Below are 14,000 nucleotides of genomic sequence, written 5' to 3'. Positions count from 1 at the left end.
AACTAACTAACTTTATGGAATCAGTTCATGATACACAACCCTTTTATGTCTTCTAGATAATGAACTTTTTTTAAAAGGAATAATCCTTACTATTATTTTTGTATCTTTCTAAATTTACGAACTAAAGTGAGTACTGTACCTGTAATAACCATCCATATCCCCATTGTTGTACTGTTAGTTGTACTGGCCCCCGTGTTGGGAAGTTCTTTATATATAGACTCTTTTTTATCGGATTTATTGTTGTTCGTTATATTACTGTTATTAGCAAGGCCATTAGCTTTTCCAGTGTCTTTATCTTTCACAAATACTTTTTGTATTGTATTTACCTCATTGCCTATGGAATCTCTGACACTATATATTATTTCAAAAGTACCAGATTTAGATGTATCTACAGTTCCTTCATACACTACTTTAGAAGTAAGGTCACCGCCCTCTTTATCAGTAGCTGACACTCCTATCATTGGATCAAATTGATCTCCTTTAGTAATTGTAGTTGTAGCAGGTACTTTTAGCATCGGCATTTCATTTTTCACTTCTTCTCTAGCTTCGACCGTTACAGTTTGTTCCGCAGTTACTTCATGACCTTTTGAATCTGTAACTTTGTACGTTAATACATATGTACCGGCTTTAGAGGCATCTACTTCACCTTCAATCTTTACTTTAGAAGTAAGATCGCCGTCTTCTTTATCAATAGACAACACTTTTGCCATTGAATCGAATGAATCTCCTACACGAATTGTCGCTGCAGTAGGCACTGTTAATATAGGATTTAGATCTGATGCTTCTCCATTTTCTTCTACAATTACAGTCTGTGTTGCCGTTGCATTCCCTCCTTGAGAATCAATGACCGAGTATTCTACAATGTATTTACCTGGATTTGAAGTATCTACATCACCTTTATATTTTACTCTAATGGTTAAATCACCATCTTCTTTATCAACAGCTTTTACATTTCTCATCGGGTCGAACGTATCACCGACATGTAGTGTAATTGTAGGTGGTACAGTTAATTCTGGGACTTGGTTTTCCTCAGTTTTTTCGTTTTCTTTCACTTCTCCATTAATTTTTGCTGCATCAAAAGCTTTTTGGACCGCTTCAACCTCAGTTGAATTTGCCCCATATATGTTTGTTGCAACTTTAAGACACGCTAATCTTAATTCAGAGAAATTAGAAGTCATGTTCAATTCATCAGTATTTGCATAATAGAAAATATCAAACATTTTATCTTCACCAATACCATTTACAGTTACACCGTTATGAGTGCCACCTTGTGCAATTAAATACGCGACTTTATTAATAATACTTGAGTTGAAATGAACGCCCTCATTATCCTCTCCGTTTAAATCACTGAATTTACTATAATCATCCGGATACGGTACTCCATCAAAAAATTTGACTGAAGATGGATTTTTCATATTACGGAGAACTGATCCACTTTGTTCTCCTATTGTCCAATTAAATTCGCCATTATTTATATATTTCTCAATAGCCGTTCCCATAATATCAGATAATGCCTCATTAATGGCTCCAGATTCCCCAAAAAATTCAAGATTAGATTCGCTAGATGTAACCGCATGTGTAAATTCATGGCCCGCTATGTCAAACGCTCTAACCATTGGATCACCATATATAAGCATACTAACATTATTAATATTAGCACTAAATGCATTCCCCCAATTTTTAGGATCATCTGTTTCTCCTGAATGCCATGCATGTACAACTGATACTACTTTTTTCCCCTTATTATCAAAACTATTACGCTTATATTTGTCTTTATAAAAATCATATACCTTTGTTGCTAAGAAATGAGCACTTACCGCCTTTGGTTCATTAAATGTTGTCGAAGTGCTAGTTGCTAATATACCAGGATAATATCTTTCTTCCAAATTAATATCTCTATAATTTACATTATAGGTCTCAATTCCTTGCCCTCTTGTATAATCAGCAAGCGCATATTTCCCATTACTTTGTTTAGAAATACCCAATGAGCGAGTTATACCTAAATCATCTTTTCCTGTTCCAGTTAATGAAATGGAATTATTTTTTTTACTCTTCTTTAAAGATTCAACATGCTCTTCACTTACTTTTAAATCTGATTCTTGTACCATGTTTTTCAACATATCACCATTTTGAGCATTCACTAAATAAGTTCCAGATACATAGTTTGGTGTTGCGGCTGCAAATGTAACTTGATATGCGTTAGTAGCCTGCCCATGATTTTCATCAACAAAAATAACTTCCTTAACTTCTGGCTCAGAAATAAATTTAATATCTTTCCCATACTTCGTATAAATATATTGCTTTGCTTCTTCTTTTGATAAATTAATAGGATTCTTTAAATCTTCTTTTGCTAAGTTTTGTGCGCTATCTCCTGAAATGCTTTTAATAATACCCTTTTTATCTACATGAACAGTCAATTGGTGTCCATATACTTCTTTTTCTTCATATATTTGTTGCATACGCACAAGTGTAGTCCCATCATATGAACCACGTTTTTGAAGCACTTTGTAATCTACTCCTTTGTCTCCACTAACTTGTTTTGGAGACAAAGCATGCTCCGTCTTTTCCTTAAGTGCATCTTTGACTACATTCTCTGGCGTTTTTTGGGATGGTTGTGTAAGTTCACCTGTACGGAACGAATCCTCTTGAATATCAACTTGCATTTTGCCCGTTTCCTCTGCATAACTTACTCCATATGGTGTTACGCTTGTTAAAGCTAATCCTGTTGTTAATGCAACTATAGCTATTTCTTTTTTATTTTTCATGTTATTTTCCTCGTATAATTTTCTAAAATATGAAACTGCTAAAATTTATACAATTTATTCCTATTATAAAAAGATGACTTCTGTAATTAACAAAAGTCATCCCTTCAATATGTAATATCCCTAATATATTTTCAATGCATAATTTCTATATAAAAAGAAAAAAGCATTCATTAACGAGCATTTTGCAATACTTTTATTAGGTCATTTATATTTTCAACTTTCTGCTGAAACTGATCAAATCTACTATGTAGCAATGAAGGATTTTTATCTTCAGTTGAAATAACTTTTTTTAATTCATTCTCTAATTTATCATATGTATCAAAGAAATTATCAAATTCTACACTTACAAGTTCTTCATTTTCTCGATAAAATCTTTTTGCTTCTATATAAGTCATGTATGATTTATTTAAAAATCCTAATGAAATTAAATATTTAGAAGTGTTTTCTTGATAAATAGCAATATCACATGCTATTTTAATATCAGAATAAGTCTTTTGAACGAAACAATGCAATTCAAAAATCTTAAACTTTAATACATTATCCATTTCATCCCCTCCCATCCTATCTATTCTACATAAAAAAAGGATATTATACAAAGTAAAATATCAATATAGTACAAAAATAAAAAGCGGAAGAATAATCCTTTCCGCTTTTTATAGCAATAAATACATTTCATATTGTGCTAATGTATTCTTTTCAAATCCATTTTTCTTTAAAAATCCTTCTAGTAAATTGTTATTTGGAAATCCAATTGATAAACTTGCTATATTCAATTCTTCACTTGCCCTAAGTAGTAAACTCGTTGCAATGCCAATATTTCTATAATCTTTGTCTACGAAAATAAAACTAATTTTACCTTGTTCATTTATACATATAGAACCATTCAATTCATTTCCTACATATGCACCGTAAAATGTATTATTTGTTTTTTCGATATAATCCATATCATTTTGCCAATTAATATGGAAATGTAACCATTTCTGAATTTCAACTTTAAAAGATGGGAATTCTAATTGTTTTACTTCAATTCCCTTACCGCCTTTACTTATTATTTTAGTCAAATCTTTTAAATTATAATAGGATAGATCGTACACTTTTTCATAGCCTAATTTATTATAAAAACGAATTGCTCGGTCATTGCCTACAATGACTTCAAGAAAAAGTTGCTTACACTCGTTTTGAAGCGCCTCTTCTTTATGTAGTTCAAATAACTTTTGACTCACACCAATACCACGGTAATTAGGATGAACCGCTAATGTTCCACAGCGCATTGTTTTTATGTTTTCATAATCCTTTATCCCACCAAGTATTACACCAATTGATTTGTCACCGTCTAAAGCAAGAAAAGAGTGCTCTAGCAAGTTACCTTCTGTTCCCAAAAATCTTTTTATAAAATCCTCTTTTGAAACTTCCATTTTTATGATGTAATCTGAAAATCCGTCCCTAAAAGCCTCATATAATAAATCTATACTCACTTCACTGCATCTTTTGTATTGAATCATATAAAATCTCCCCCACTTACTCCTAACTTAGCATTCAAATACATAAAATGTACTAGTTACATCGTAGTTTAATTTTAAATTCTACCACTTAATTTGAAATGAACGGACACTTCCCTACATACCTCTCACTATTAATTTGTTTTATAACAAATGGTGCAATATCTCCATTTTTTATTTTGATTCCTTGCATATCTACTAAACTTTCTTTTATTTTTCCAATGCCCTTCCCATCCATAACAAATGGTAATCTAACAATTGTCCAATCTACATCACTACTTTGAATAATTTGTAATTCTTTATATTTATCTTTCATCATTTTTGGTAAAAATACTTTAAACAAGTGGGCCCCTATTTTATTCACAATTCTCTTCTGATCTCCTGCGACATTTACAGAACCACCAGAAATAAGAATATAACGCTTAATTTCAAATCCCTTCATTACTTTCAAAATATGTTTCGTTACTGTACTAAAAATGTAAGGTTCATTTTTCGGTTGACCTACCGCATTTATTACAGTTTGACAACCTTTAAGTAATTCGCATATTGCAAAAAAATCACGTGCATCCCCAATAATAACCTCTAAATTTTCATTAGTTATCGTCATATTATTAGAATTTCTCGTTAATATTTTTACTTGATATCCCTTTTCTAACGCTTCGTTCACAAGGAATTTTCCAGCTTTTCCATTTGCGCCCAGAATAGCTATTTTATTTGTACTTTCCAATATTAAACCCCTCTTACTATCTATGATTTACTACATTAATCTCATACACACGTAAAAAAGCAATTAAATGCTCACATGCTCTTTCACATGCTAACATTTTAAATATTTTTTGTTCCTCTTTCGTTTTATCATTCGCTTGATCTGAAGCGGCTTTTAAACTTAGAAATGGTTTCTGGTTTATATGACACACATAAGCAAAAGCTGCCACTTCTTGATCAACTGCCAATGCTCCATATACAGTATGGAGTAAATATCTCATTTCCGAATTACGAATACGTTGATCTCCAGATAAGAATGTACCGAAGTGGATCGGGTCATAAGATCGTATTTTTTTTATTCTTCTTACAAGTGACTTTGTCGTTTCAATAGGTGCTGTTCTACCATTATATAAGTTAAAAACATCTTCGCCCGAACCAGCAGCAGTAACATCGTGTTGTATTGCGTTTAGTGCCACTACAATATGACCATTTTTTACCTTGTTTGATAGGCTTCCGCATATTCCTGTCATAAACAACTCATCAGGCTGAAATTCACTAATTAATAATTGAACACAACTAGCACAACTAACTTTCCCAACACCAGTTATAACTGAAATAATTTCCAGATCATTTATAGTATGAAAATGAAATTCCCAAGCTGCTCTTTTTTCAATGCGTTCACTTGGATAATATTGTTGCAAATAATTAAGTTCAGGTTCCCATGCGGCTACGATTGCAATACGTTTCATTACACGCTTCACTTCCCCCACTGTCATTTAAATAAGTTATCTATACTTTCTTGTTCATAATTTGGAATCCACTCTTTATATTTTTTATATAAATTTCGTATTGTTTCTTTATTCTTCGTAATTACTTCTCATCCTCTATCATCGTACATAAACATGATAATATCTTTTGTTGCATTTATGAGAAATACATCTGGATAAGAAATTTCTTTTTTACATCCAAGACGAGGATAAAGACCTGGAAAATCTTCATGATTCGCTGCTTGAATAGGCCGGTTTTACTTTATATCACTAGCGAAACATTTTAATGAAAATTGATATGTACAATACAAGTCAGATCCTTCATCTTAAAATAAAAATGGCATTGTTTCTTGCCTTATATGATACTTTAAATCTCTTTTCTGAATGAATCGTCTATATATAATTATTTTCTGTAGATTTTTCACATTTTCCTTTTTAAATCAATAAGCATTTGTTACTAAAAACACTTCATCTTCCTCTGAAAATATATCTTCAAATAAGTATTTATTATATGTATAAAGTTGAGAGAAGTATTCCATATTTAAATCGCGGGTTCCTTCTATATTTTGATATTTCCCTTTCCCGAAATCAAAATGCAAATGATTTTCCCACTGAGAGTATATGTATGGTCTTAATGTAACACCTGGAAATATTTAATTCGTATATCCTCTTAATTATATTTTCATATCCTTTCTACTCTACAATTTCTTTTAAATGCCAATATGCTTCTTCTAGCCACGGATGTATAACTTTCAATGTATCTTTTCTTTCCCATAAATATGAAATATATGCAAATGCAGCATGTTCCAACGATTTTTCCAATCCGTTTTTTACTTCTACTAAAAATGGTGGTGCCCCATTTTGATCCCATTCTATTTTATCGGAAACAAATAACACTAAATCCATCTTCTTTGCATGTTTACGCAGCGTGGTATGGCAACAGATTGCATTTAAAATCTCTTCATCTTTTACTTTAAATATCTCTTTTGCAATTACCCTCGACAATTTTTGATGAATAATCATCGGAAACTCTCGCTCTTCTTCTATGATTTCAACTCCAAATTCTTCAGCAACTGCAATCCGCACATCATTTGGAAATATTGCACTAATATCATGTAAATATCCCGCGATCGCTGCTTTTTCTTCATCTCCATAAAACATTTCTGCAATTTTTCTCGCCTTATTTGCTACACGAATTGAATGTTTATATGTAAATTCTTGATTGTATTTTAATAAAAAATCTTTAATATCATTTTCTATTTTTCCAGTTGGAGAAAATGAATATATATCTTTATATAATATAGCAAATCCCCCTTAAAACTAACTTTCAATATAATATGTAATTTTAATATCCTTATGTTTTGTATTCGCTATGAATGTTTTAATCCCTTTTTAATACGTTACATGAAATTTTATGTGGAATCATTGCTACAAAATACATAAATGTTTGATATTATAGTAATGTTAATGATTTGTAAGGAAAGGAACTACATAATGAACAAAAACATATTAATTATTGATGATGATAAAGAAATTGTTGAATTACTTGCTGTTTATTTGCGAAATGAAGGCTATAACATTTATAAAGCATACGATGGCGACGAGGCATTGCAAATGATTTCTACATATGAAGTTGACCTTTTGATTTTGGATATTATGATGCCAAAACGAAATGGATTAGAAGTTTGCCAGGATGTTCGTGAGAATAACACTGTACCTATTCTTATGCTGAGTGCAAAAGCAGAAGATATGGATAAAATATTAGGTCTTATGACAGGTGCAGATGATTATATGATTAAACCATTCAATCCATTAGAATTAGTAGCTAGAGTGAAAGCTTTGCTACGAAGATCATCTTTCCAAAATACTACTTCTCAAAAGAATGAAGATGGCATTCTTCATATTCGTTCTGCTGAAATACACAAACATAATCATACTGTTAAAGTAAATGGAGAATATATTAAACTTACATCTATTGAATTTGATATTTTATATTTACTTGCGAGTAATACTGGAAGAGTATTTAGCTCCGAAGAAATTTTTGAACGTGTTTGGAATGAAGATGGTTATGGTTCAAATAAAACTGTAATGGTTCACATTAGTAATTTACGGGATAAACTTGAAACAGTAATGAATGGAGAGAAGTTTATTCATACTGTTTGGGGAGTAGGCTATAAAATTGAGAAATGAAGCATTTGATATATTAAAAGATATCCCTAAATGGAAGTTAATTTTTTGGTTCTCGTTAGCTATCATACTTACCCCTATAACTGAATTAATTATATATCGTCTTGTTACAAGTGTAATTGAAAGTTCACTTACGTTAAGCGAACTCGGAAAAGAATTCATTAGGATTTTTGGTTATGAAAAATATAAAGGAATAAAGGAATCTCTATGGATGATGATTGTCTCTTATTTATTTTTATTTTCTATTTTCTCATCCTACCTATACATTTTTTATCGTCATGAAAAAAAAATGTACTATGAAACTTGTATTAAAAAAATGATTGAAGAGATTCGTTATATTGCAAATGGAAACTTCAATCATAAGGTTTCTATCGTAAACCATAATCATCTAGAAGAGCTAGCGACTGGGGTTAATCAAATTATTGAACAATTGAAAGTCTCAATTGATGAAGAAAGACAGGCGGAACAAGCAAAAAGTGAACTTATTACAAATGTATCACATGATTTACGTACTCCTCTTACCTCTATAGTTGGATATGTGAATTTAATCCACCATGATAATTATAGAGATGAAGTGGAATTACGTCATTATATACAAGTCATTTACGATAAAGTAACCCGTCTTAATGCATTAATGAATGACTTGTTTGAATATACACGTGTTCAAAATAAAGAATTAAGTTTATATTCTGTCCCCATTGATATTGTAGAGCTACTTGGACAATTAACTGTTCAATTCCGCATACAAGTTCAAGAAGCAAATATAGAATGTCGACCTTCTTTCCCATCTCAAAAACTCATGGTATTAGCTGATGGTGACAAATTAGTGCGTGTGTTTGAAAATCTTATTATAAACGCTATCGCTTATGGAAACGATGGTGGATATATCGACCTTGCTGCCTATGAAAGTAATAATATGATTACTATAGATATAACAAATTACGGCCAACCTATTCCAAGTACCGATTTACCTCATATTTTTGAACGTTTTTATCGCGTTGAGAAATCGCGTTCTACAAACACTGGTGGATCTGGACTCGGATTAGCAATTGCAAAAAGTATTGTCGAATTGCATAAAGGAACAATCGAAGTATATAGTGATGATAAAAAAACAACTTTCACTGTAAAACTACAACCATATAAATGTTAATACAGCTTAATTTTAGGTCCAATTTCTTACCAAATAAGAAATTGGACCTTTTATTTTCCATTAACATCCAAAATTTAATAATACTTTATAATTCTTTAGAAATTCTTTACCTTTTCTTTCTCCCTAATTAAGCATTCCTTTTTACAATATTATTATTGATGTCATAATAGGAGGATCACTCATGCAATTCTTGAAAAAGTTCGCAATTTTATTGTTATCTTTTGTTATTACAGCACTTATCGTTTTATATTTTTACCTTTATGTAAATGGTCCAATTATTCAAGCTAAATCGGCTATTTTAATAGATGCTAATTCAGGTGAAGTTGTTTATAAAAAAAATGAAGAAACTCCTATACAATCAGCAACTTTGTCTAAATTAATGACAGAGTATATCGCACTGGAACAACTGAATGAAGGAAAAATACAATTAAATGAATTGGTAAAAATAAGTAATGAAGTTTTCCGAACTGAAACAAGTCCTATACAAGTAACTTCGAAAGATAAAACGACGGTTCGTGATTTACTTCATACAATCTTTTTAACAGGGAATAATCGTTCCACACTTGCCCTTGCAGAGCACATTGCTGGAAACGAAGATAACTTTACACATTTAATGAATGAAAAAGCAAAACAACTAAAGTTATTACAACCCTCTCCGTTTCTAAACGCTACTGGAATGAATAACGATACAAATAAACTATCAACTACAACAGCAATCGACGTTGCTAAACTAGCAAATCAATTAGTAACAGACTTTCCAGATGTACTGAACATTACAAAACTAACCTCTTATCAATTTACCTTCAAAGATTCAAAAGTTTTCAACACCAATAAGATGATATATTCCCTTAATAAAAACATTAAACTCCAAGGTGTTGACGGCTTACAAACTAGTTTCTCAACAAATGGTAATTATAGTTTTGTCAGTACAGCAAAACGAGGAGATATTAGACTTATTTCAGTGATATTAGATGCCGGTGAAGAAAACAGTACTTTTATTGAAACAAAAAAATTACTAGAGTACGGTTTTGACCCTTCCTCGTACTCTGCACTCCAAGCGTTTAAAGATGCTGTTATATCTTGGACAGTTTTGCTTCAGTTTAAAAATTTGATTATACAAACATTGTTGATTTTCTTTATTATTACAATTTTAATGTTTTTACATATACGTCAGAAAAAATCCGAGGATTTCAACTAGGAAATCTTCTTATATATAAAAAAGGGCTTGCATGTACAGTGCACGCCCTTTTCTAAATCTACAGTCCTCTTCCAATTAAATTCGCTGAAATAGGCTGAAGGTTTAACTCTCTTGCCCATATAGATAGCTGACCAATATGGTGAATTTCATGCACAATTACATGTCTTAAAACCTCACCATATGTATATGTTTTATCTGTCCACGAAGCTTTTAATATTTTAACTTCTAAGTTAGCTGACCATACTTGTAAAAAATCTTCTAATTCTCGTTTATATAAATCAGATAACGCTTTCACTTTTTGGATTGATTGATACTCTTTAAACTGCGGTGCAGTATCTTCTTTTTTTTGAAGGGCATTAATCCAGCTATACTCAACATCTACAATATGAAATAATGTTTCTAAAATACTTCCAACACCACCAACACGCTTGCGGAGTAATTCTTCCTCAGAAACTTGCTCACACCACTTAAACCAATCGTCTCTTACTTGCCAATTGTATCGAAATAAAGTATACATATTTATCTCTCACCTACCTCAATAATCCACTTAACAGCATCTATTACACAATATGGCTCATCTTTTTGAATATAGTGGCCGCTTTGTTCTGCAATTACAAATTTATTATTGCTTGATAATCGTAATAATTCTTCTTGCAATTGTAACCACTTCATTTGTGCATCTGGTGAATAAAAAGCTTTTTTACCCGCAGCTAACACGGCAAGTGGAATATTTCTCATTGACTGACGATGTTTATCTACTTCACCTAGACTAAACATAAACCCTTCATAAGAACTTTCATATACAAACTGTTTATAGTAAGCTTCTTGAAACTCTGGAGACATGTTTGGCAAAAAATCTTCTTTATAATTTTCCGGTATCGAATCAACCAAAACGATTCTCAATAAATTTTCGGGATAAAAAGTCGCAAATAAACGTGCATTTATACCACCAAAAGAATGTCCTACAAAAATATAAGGTGATTTCAATTGTAATTGCTCTAAGCAACCTCTTAAATCTCTTACCATTTCAGAACTAATACGTCGCTTGGAACTCTTCTCACTTTTTCCTAATCCAGCTCGATCATATGTAAGTACCGTCCCAAATTCAGTCAGCTCTTCAGCAATATGCTCCCATGCCTTCAAATAATCTCCATAACCTGCTTCCATTATAATAACAGGTTGCAACTTCTTTCCTTGGAATACTTTTGAATACATTTTAAAATCATCAACTTGTACATATTCCTCTATACATTTAACCATTGGCGATCACTTCTCTCTGATTCAGTTCCTCTTCAATTTGATTAATTATTTCATCGACAGATAAAGATCCATCCAAAACAATATCTGAATTTGGCTTTACAGTATGAAGCGCCTCCAAATAGGCTTTTCTAGCATATGTTAAATAATGCTTTAAACCATTATGTATTTCACTCATTGTATCTTCATTAAAATCTCGCAAAATTCTTCTAGCCATTGCAATATCTAAAGGCGTATCGATAAATATGGTTACATCAATGAGTTGTCGCATTTCACTATTTAAGTATGCAAAAGGATAATCTACAATAATATAATCTACATGACTATCTCGTATAAGATGCTGAATATCCTTAATTAATGGTGTGAGTACCCATTCATCATAATTTGCTCCATCATCAATCCATTTACAAATATCAGCAGGACAGTTATCAAAGTTATAGCTATCAAAATATAGTGCTTTTGAATTTATTAACTTGTGAGTTAATCTTTCTGTAACAGTAGTTTTACCTCCTCCTGAAACAGCTGCAATTGTAATGATTTTCGTCTTTTTATTCATAATTTTCCACCAAACCCCTTTTAATTAACATAACATAATTATAGAAAACAATTATTTTTTAACGCTCCATTCATATTCTAACATACTCATTTCCCATAAATTCCAATACGTTTCCCCTACTTTTTTCGACTCTCTTAGTAAGCCTTCTTTTACAAATCCTATTTTTTCATAACATGAAATGGCCGACGTATTAAAATCATAAACACCTAGAGTTATCCTATGTAGTTTTAATTCTTCAAATGCAATATGTAGTACTGCCTTCATCATATGCTTTCCTATAGAACGTCCTCTCATTTTCGTATCACCAACTAGCACTTTTCCAATCCTTGCAGACTTATTTATATTGTCTATTGGCCCAAGTGAAATATGCCCCACAACTTCTTTACTCTCTTCATCTATTACTTTGAATGCAAGTGTATTTGTGCTTTTTATATATTTTTCTAATTGCTGTTCATTTAAAGGGTATGCAAATGCATTTCCTGACCATTGTATTAAAAACTCTTCGGAATCAATCCAATTTATTAATTGTTTGAAATCGGATCTTTTAAAGGGTTCTAATTTAATCAACTTCATTCTCCTTTCATACACCATTCTATATATCCTCAAACTTATTTCTATATATAGAATATATTCTCCTTTTATACGAAATTAAAATAAAGCCATTCATAAGAATGGCTTTACAAAAAACATAGCCTAATTATGCTATGTTTCCTATGTTAACAATGGTTCAATCGCTTCAATTTTACAAACTGAAATAATTACTGTAACTACCCCAGCACTATTAGCAAGCTTTACAACATCACAAGTGACTGAAGAAACAGTTCCTGCATAATTATTATTACTTCCTGTTGTAATGCGCACTGATCTGTTTACTAACTTTCTCAGTTCATCTCTAATTCCTTGTACACAGCAACAGTCACATGCCTTATTTTGCTCTTCATGTTCTTTTTTACACTCTTCAAAAACGTCCCAACAATCATCCTGTTTACATGAACACTGTTTACATGAACACTGTTTACATGAACACTTTTTTCTAGAATTACTATAACGATATCCCAAAATCTCACCCCCTAATCATTTCTATTAATATAGTATGTCCACTAGCTTCAAAGTGTACGAGGTAAAAGCATAGAAAGAAAAAAACAAACAATTGTACTATATATCCATTTCATTATTAATTATAAAAACAAACTTCTAATAATTAATGGCTTGTTTAATAAGGTGACTTGGATTTTATCCTGCTGAATTTAATGGTTAGACACCACTTTCTCAAACAATTTTTTTATAAGCCACCCCTTAAAGAGGCACTAGATTTTCTTATCACTTCACATATACTTAGACTGTGTTTGCAGTAATATAGTATGTTTTTCCTTTCCAATTGTGAAGTATACATTCAGTAAAGCATACTCCAAAATAAGATATTATTTATAATCAGTACGTTTTCTTCAACAAGTGTTTATTGATCAATATCTTAACTAGTAGTTCTCACCACTATCTCTTGAAAATTAGCATAGTTTGAATGAATTTAATATCTAGTAGAAAGCACTCTATCATATAAAGGTAAAATAATAGGTTAATAAACAAGCCACTTTGTTATTAAAACATAGAATAATATGAATCCTATTGGAGGGAGGTATAAAAGAATGTCCTGGAAAAATGATTGCTGGAGTTCTAAGAAAAAGCATTGTTGTGATGATTGGTGGAAATCTAAAGAAAAGCATCATTGTGATGATGATTGGTGGAGTTCTAAAGAAAAGCATCATTGTGATGATGATTGGAATTCTAAACGAAATAAGTGTCGTTGTAAATGTTTCTTTATTTGTTGTCATTGTAAAAGAAATAATTGGTAACATTTTGAATGTCAACTTAGAGGAAAGAAAATGTCTTTTGGAACCGATAAATACTAGAATGTAATA

The 14,000-nt window shown here is 31.3% G+C and carries 15 protein-coding genes and 1 pseudogene; 4 read left to right on the top strand and 12 right to left on the bottom strand.

Annotation, left to right across the window (positions count from 1 at the left end; translation table 11 throughout):
- Positions 1–92: 92 nt before the first annotated feature.
- The 7 genes and pseudogenes from V7S50_RS13725 to yqeK all read right to left on the bottom strand — a co-directional run bounded on the left by V7S50_RS13725 (position 93) and on the right by yqeK (position 7,038).
- On the bottom strand, positions 93–2,765 hold the full coding sequence (locus V7S50_RS13725) for a M4 family metallopeptidase (protein ID WP_336376440.1): 2,673 nt from the start codon (positions 2,763–2,765) through the stop codon (positions 93–95).
- A gap of 170 nt (positions 2,766–2,935) precedes the next feature.
- Positions 2,936–3,310: a hypothetical protein gene (locus V7S50_RS13720; RefSeq protein ID WP_242253281.1), complete on the bottom strand. Its 375-nt coding sequence runs from the start codon at positions 3,308–3,310 to the stop codon at positions 2,936–2,938.
- 108 nt (positions 3,311–3,418) lie between these two features.
- Positions 3,419–4,267, bottom strand: a complete 849-nt coding sequence (locus tag V7S50_RS13715; RefSeq protein ID WP_242253276.1) for a GNAT family N-acetyltransferase — start codon at positions 4,265–4,267, stop codon at positions 3,419–3,421.
- Between the two features lie 88 nt (positions 4,268–4,355).
- Positions 4,356–4,991 (bottom strand): SDR family oxidoreductase, encoded by a 636-nt coding sequence (locus V7S50_RS13710; protein ID WP_242253275.1) that lies wholly within the window; start codon positions 4,989–4,991, stop codon positions 4,356–4,358.
- A gap of 16 nt (positions 4,992–5,007) precedes the next feature.
- A complete protein-coding gene (locus V7S50_RS13705; RefSeq protein ID WP_063224881.1) occupies positions 5,008–5,745 on the bottom strand; it encodes a phosphorylase family protein in 738 nt (245 codons plus the stop codon).
- Positions 5,742–6,389 (bottom strand): annotated as a pseudogene (locus V7S50_RS13700) (DUF3885 domain-containing protein). Before V7S50_RS13700 ends, V7S50_RS13705 begins: the two are co-directional and overlap by 4 nt.
- A gap of 40 nt (positions 6,390–6,429) precedes the next feature.
- Positions 6,430–7,038, bottom strand: a complete 609-nt coding sequence (yqeK, locus tag V7S50_RS13695) for a bis(5'-nucleosyl)-tetraphosphatase (symmetrical) YqeK (protein ID WP_242253556.1) — start codon at positions 7,036–7,038, stop codon at positions 6,430–6,432.
- A gap of 192 nt (positions 7,039–7,230) precedes the next feature.
- On the opposite strand from yqeK, the gene V7S50_RS13690 reads away from it, so the two are divergent.
- The 3 genes from V7S50_RS13690 (at position 7,231) to V7S50_RS13680 (ending at position 10,271) form a co-directional block, all read left to right on the top strand.
- Positions 7,231–7,926, top strand: coding sequence for a response regulator transcription factor (locus V7S50_RS13690; RefSeq protein WP_242253274.1), 696 nt, complete (start codon positions 7,231–7,233; stop codon positions 7,924–7,926).
- Positions 7,916–9,073: a sensor histidine kinase gene (locus V7S50_RS13685; RefSeq protein ID WP_242253273.1), complete on the top strand. Its 1,158-nt coding sequence runs from the start codon at positions 7,916–7,918 to the stop codon at positions 9,071–9,073. The genes V7S50_RS13690 and V7S50_RS13685 overlap by 11 nt, the downstream gene beginning before the upstream one ends.
- Before the next feature lie 181 nt (positions 9,074–9,254).
- Complete coding sequence (locus V7S50_RS13680; RefSeq protein WP_242253272.1) at positions 9,255–10,271, top strand: D-alanyl-D-alanine carboxypeptidase family protein; 1,017 nt, start codon at positions 9,255–9,257, stop codon at positions 10,269–10,271.
- Positions 10,272–10,329: 58 nt separating this feature from the next.
- Here V7S50_RS13680 and V7S50_RS13675 read toward each other — a convergent pair whose 3' ends face one another.
- The 5 genes from V7S50_RS13675 to exsK all read right to left on the bottom strand — a co-directional run bounded on the left by V7S50_RS13675 (position 10,330) and on the right by exsK (position 13,143).
- Positions 10,330–10,788, bottom strand: coding sequence for a DinB family protein (locus V7S50_RS13675; protein ID WP_242253270.1), 459 nt, complete (start codon positions 10,786–10,788; stop codon positions 10,330–10,332).
- Between the two features lie 2 nt (positions 10,789–10,790).
- Positions 10,791–11,531 carry an alpha/beta fold hydrolase gene (locus tag V7S50_RS13670; protein ID WP_242253269.1) on the bottom strand — a complete coding sequence of 247 codons (741 nt, stop codon included), beginning with the start codon at positions 11,529–11,531 and terminating at the stop codon, positions 10,791–10,793.
- A complete protein-coding gene (locus tag V7S50_RS13665) occupies positions 11,524–12,084 on the bottom strand; it encodes a hypothetical protein (RefSeq protein WP_242253267.1) in 561 nt (186 codons plus the stop codon). Before V7S50_RS13665 ends, V7S50_RS13670 begins: the two co-directional genes overlap by 8 nt.
- 51 nt (positions 12,085–12,135) lie before the next feature.
- Entirely contained in the window at positions 12,136–12,675 is a 540-nt protein-coding gene (locus V7S50_RS13660; RefSeq protein ID WP_242253555.1) for a GNAT family N-acetyltransferase, read from the bottom strand.
- A 120-nt stretch (positions 12,676–12,795) separates the two neighbouring features.
- Entirely contained in the window at positions 12,796–13,143 is a 348-nt protein-coding gene (gene exsK / locus V7S50_RS13655) for an exosporium protein ExsK (RefSeq protein WP_242253266.1), read from the bottom strand.
- 597 nt (positions 13,144–13,740) lie between these two features.
- On the opposite strand from exsK, the gene V7S50_RS13650 reads away from it, so the two are divergent.
- A complete protein-coding gene (locus V7S50_RS13650) occupies positions 13,741–13,998 on the top strand; it encodes a hypothetical protein (protein WP_313897234.1) in 258 nt (85 codons plus the stop codon).
- Positions 13,999–14,000: the final 2 nt, after the last annotated feature.

The organism is Bacillus sp. CCNWLW194 (assembly GCF_037120585.1).
GTDB lineage: Bacteria > Bacillota > Bacilli > Bacillales > Bacillaceae_G > Bacillus_A > Bacillus_A basilensis.
This window is presented reverse-complemented; position numbering and strand designations above follow the sequence as displayed.

Coding starts and splice junctions, on each gene's coding strand:
- V7S50_RS13650 (WP_313897234.1), top strand. CDS start 13,741: ATGATTGCTGGAGTTCTAAGAAAAAGCATTGTTGTGATGATTGGTGGA.
- V7S50_RS13690 (WP_242253274.1), top strand. CDS start 7,231: ATGAACAAAAACATATTAATTATTGATGATGATAAAGAAATTGTTGAA.
- V7S50_RS13680 (WP_242253272.1), top strand. CDS start 9,255: ATGCAATTCTTGAAAAAGTTCGCAATTTTATTGTTATCTTTTGTTATT.
- V7S50_RS13670 (WP_242253269.1), bottom strand. CDS start 11,531: ATGGTTAAATGTATAGAGGAATATGTACAAGTTGATGATTTTAAAATG.
- V7S50_RS13675 (WP_242253270.1), bottom strand. CDS start 10,788: ATGTATACTTTATTTCGATACAATTGGCAAGTAAGAGACGATTGGTTT.
- V7S50_RS13665 (WP_242253267.1), bottom strand. CDS start 12,084: ATGAATAAAAAGACGAAAATCATTACAATTGCAGCTGTTTCAGGAGGA.
- V7S50_RS13715 (WP_242253276.1), bottom strand. CDS start 4,267: ATGATTCAATACAAAAGATGCAGTGAAGTGAGTATAGATTTATTATAT.
- V7S50_RS13705 (WP_063224881.1), bottom strand. CDS start 5,745: ATGACAGTGGGGGAAGTGAAGCGTGTAATGAAACGTATTGCAATCGTA.
- V7S50_RS13660 (WP_242253555.1), bottom strand. CDS start 12,675: ATGGTGTATGAAAGGAGAATGAAGTTGATTAAATTAGAACCCTTTAAA.
- V7S50_RS13725 (WP_336376440.1), bottom strand. CDS start 2,765: ATGAAAAATAAAAAAGAAATAGCTATAGTTGCATTAACAACAGGATTA.
- V7S50_RS13720 (WP_242253281.1), bottom strand. CDS start 3,310: ATGGATAATGTATTAAAGTTTAAGATTTTTGAATTGCATTGTTTCGTT.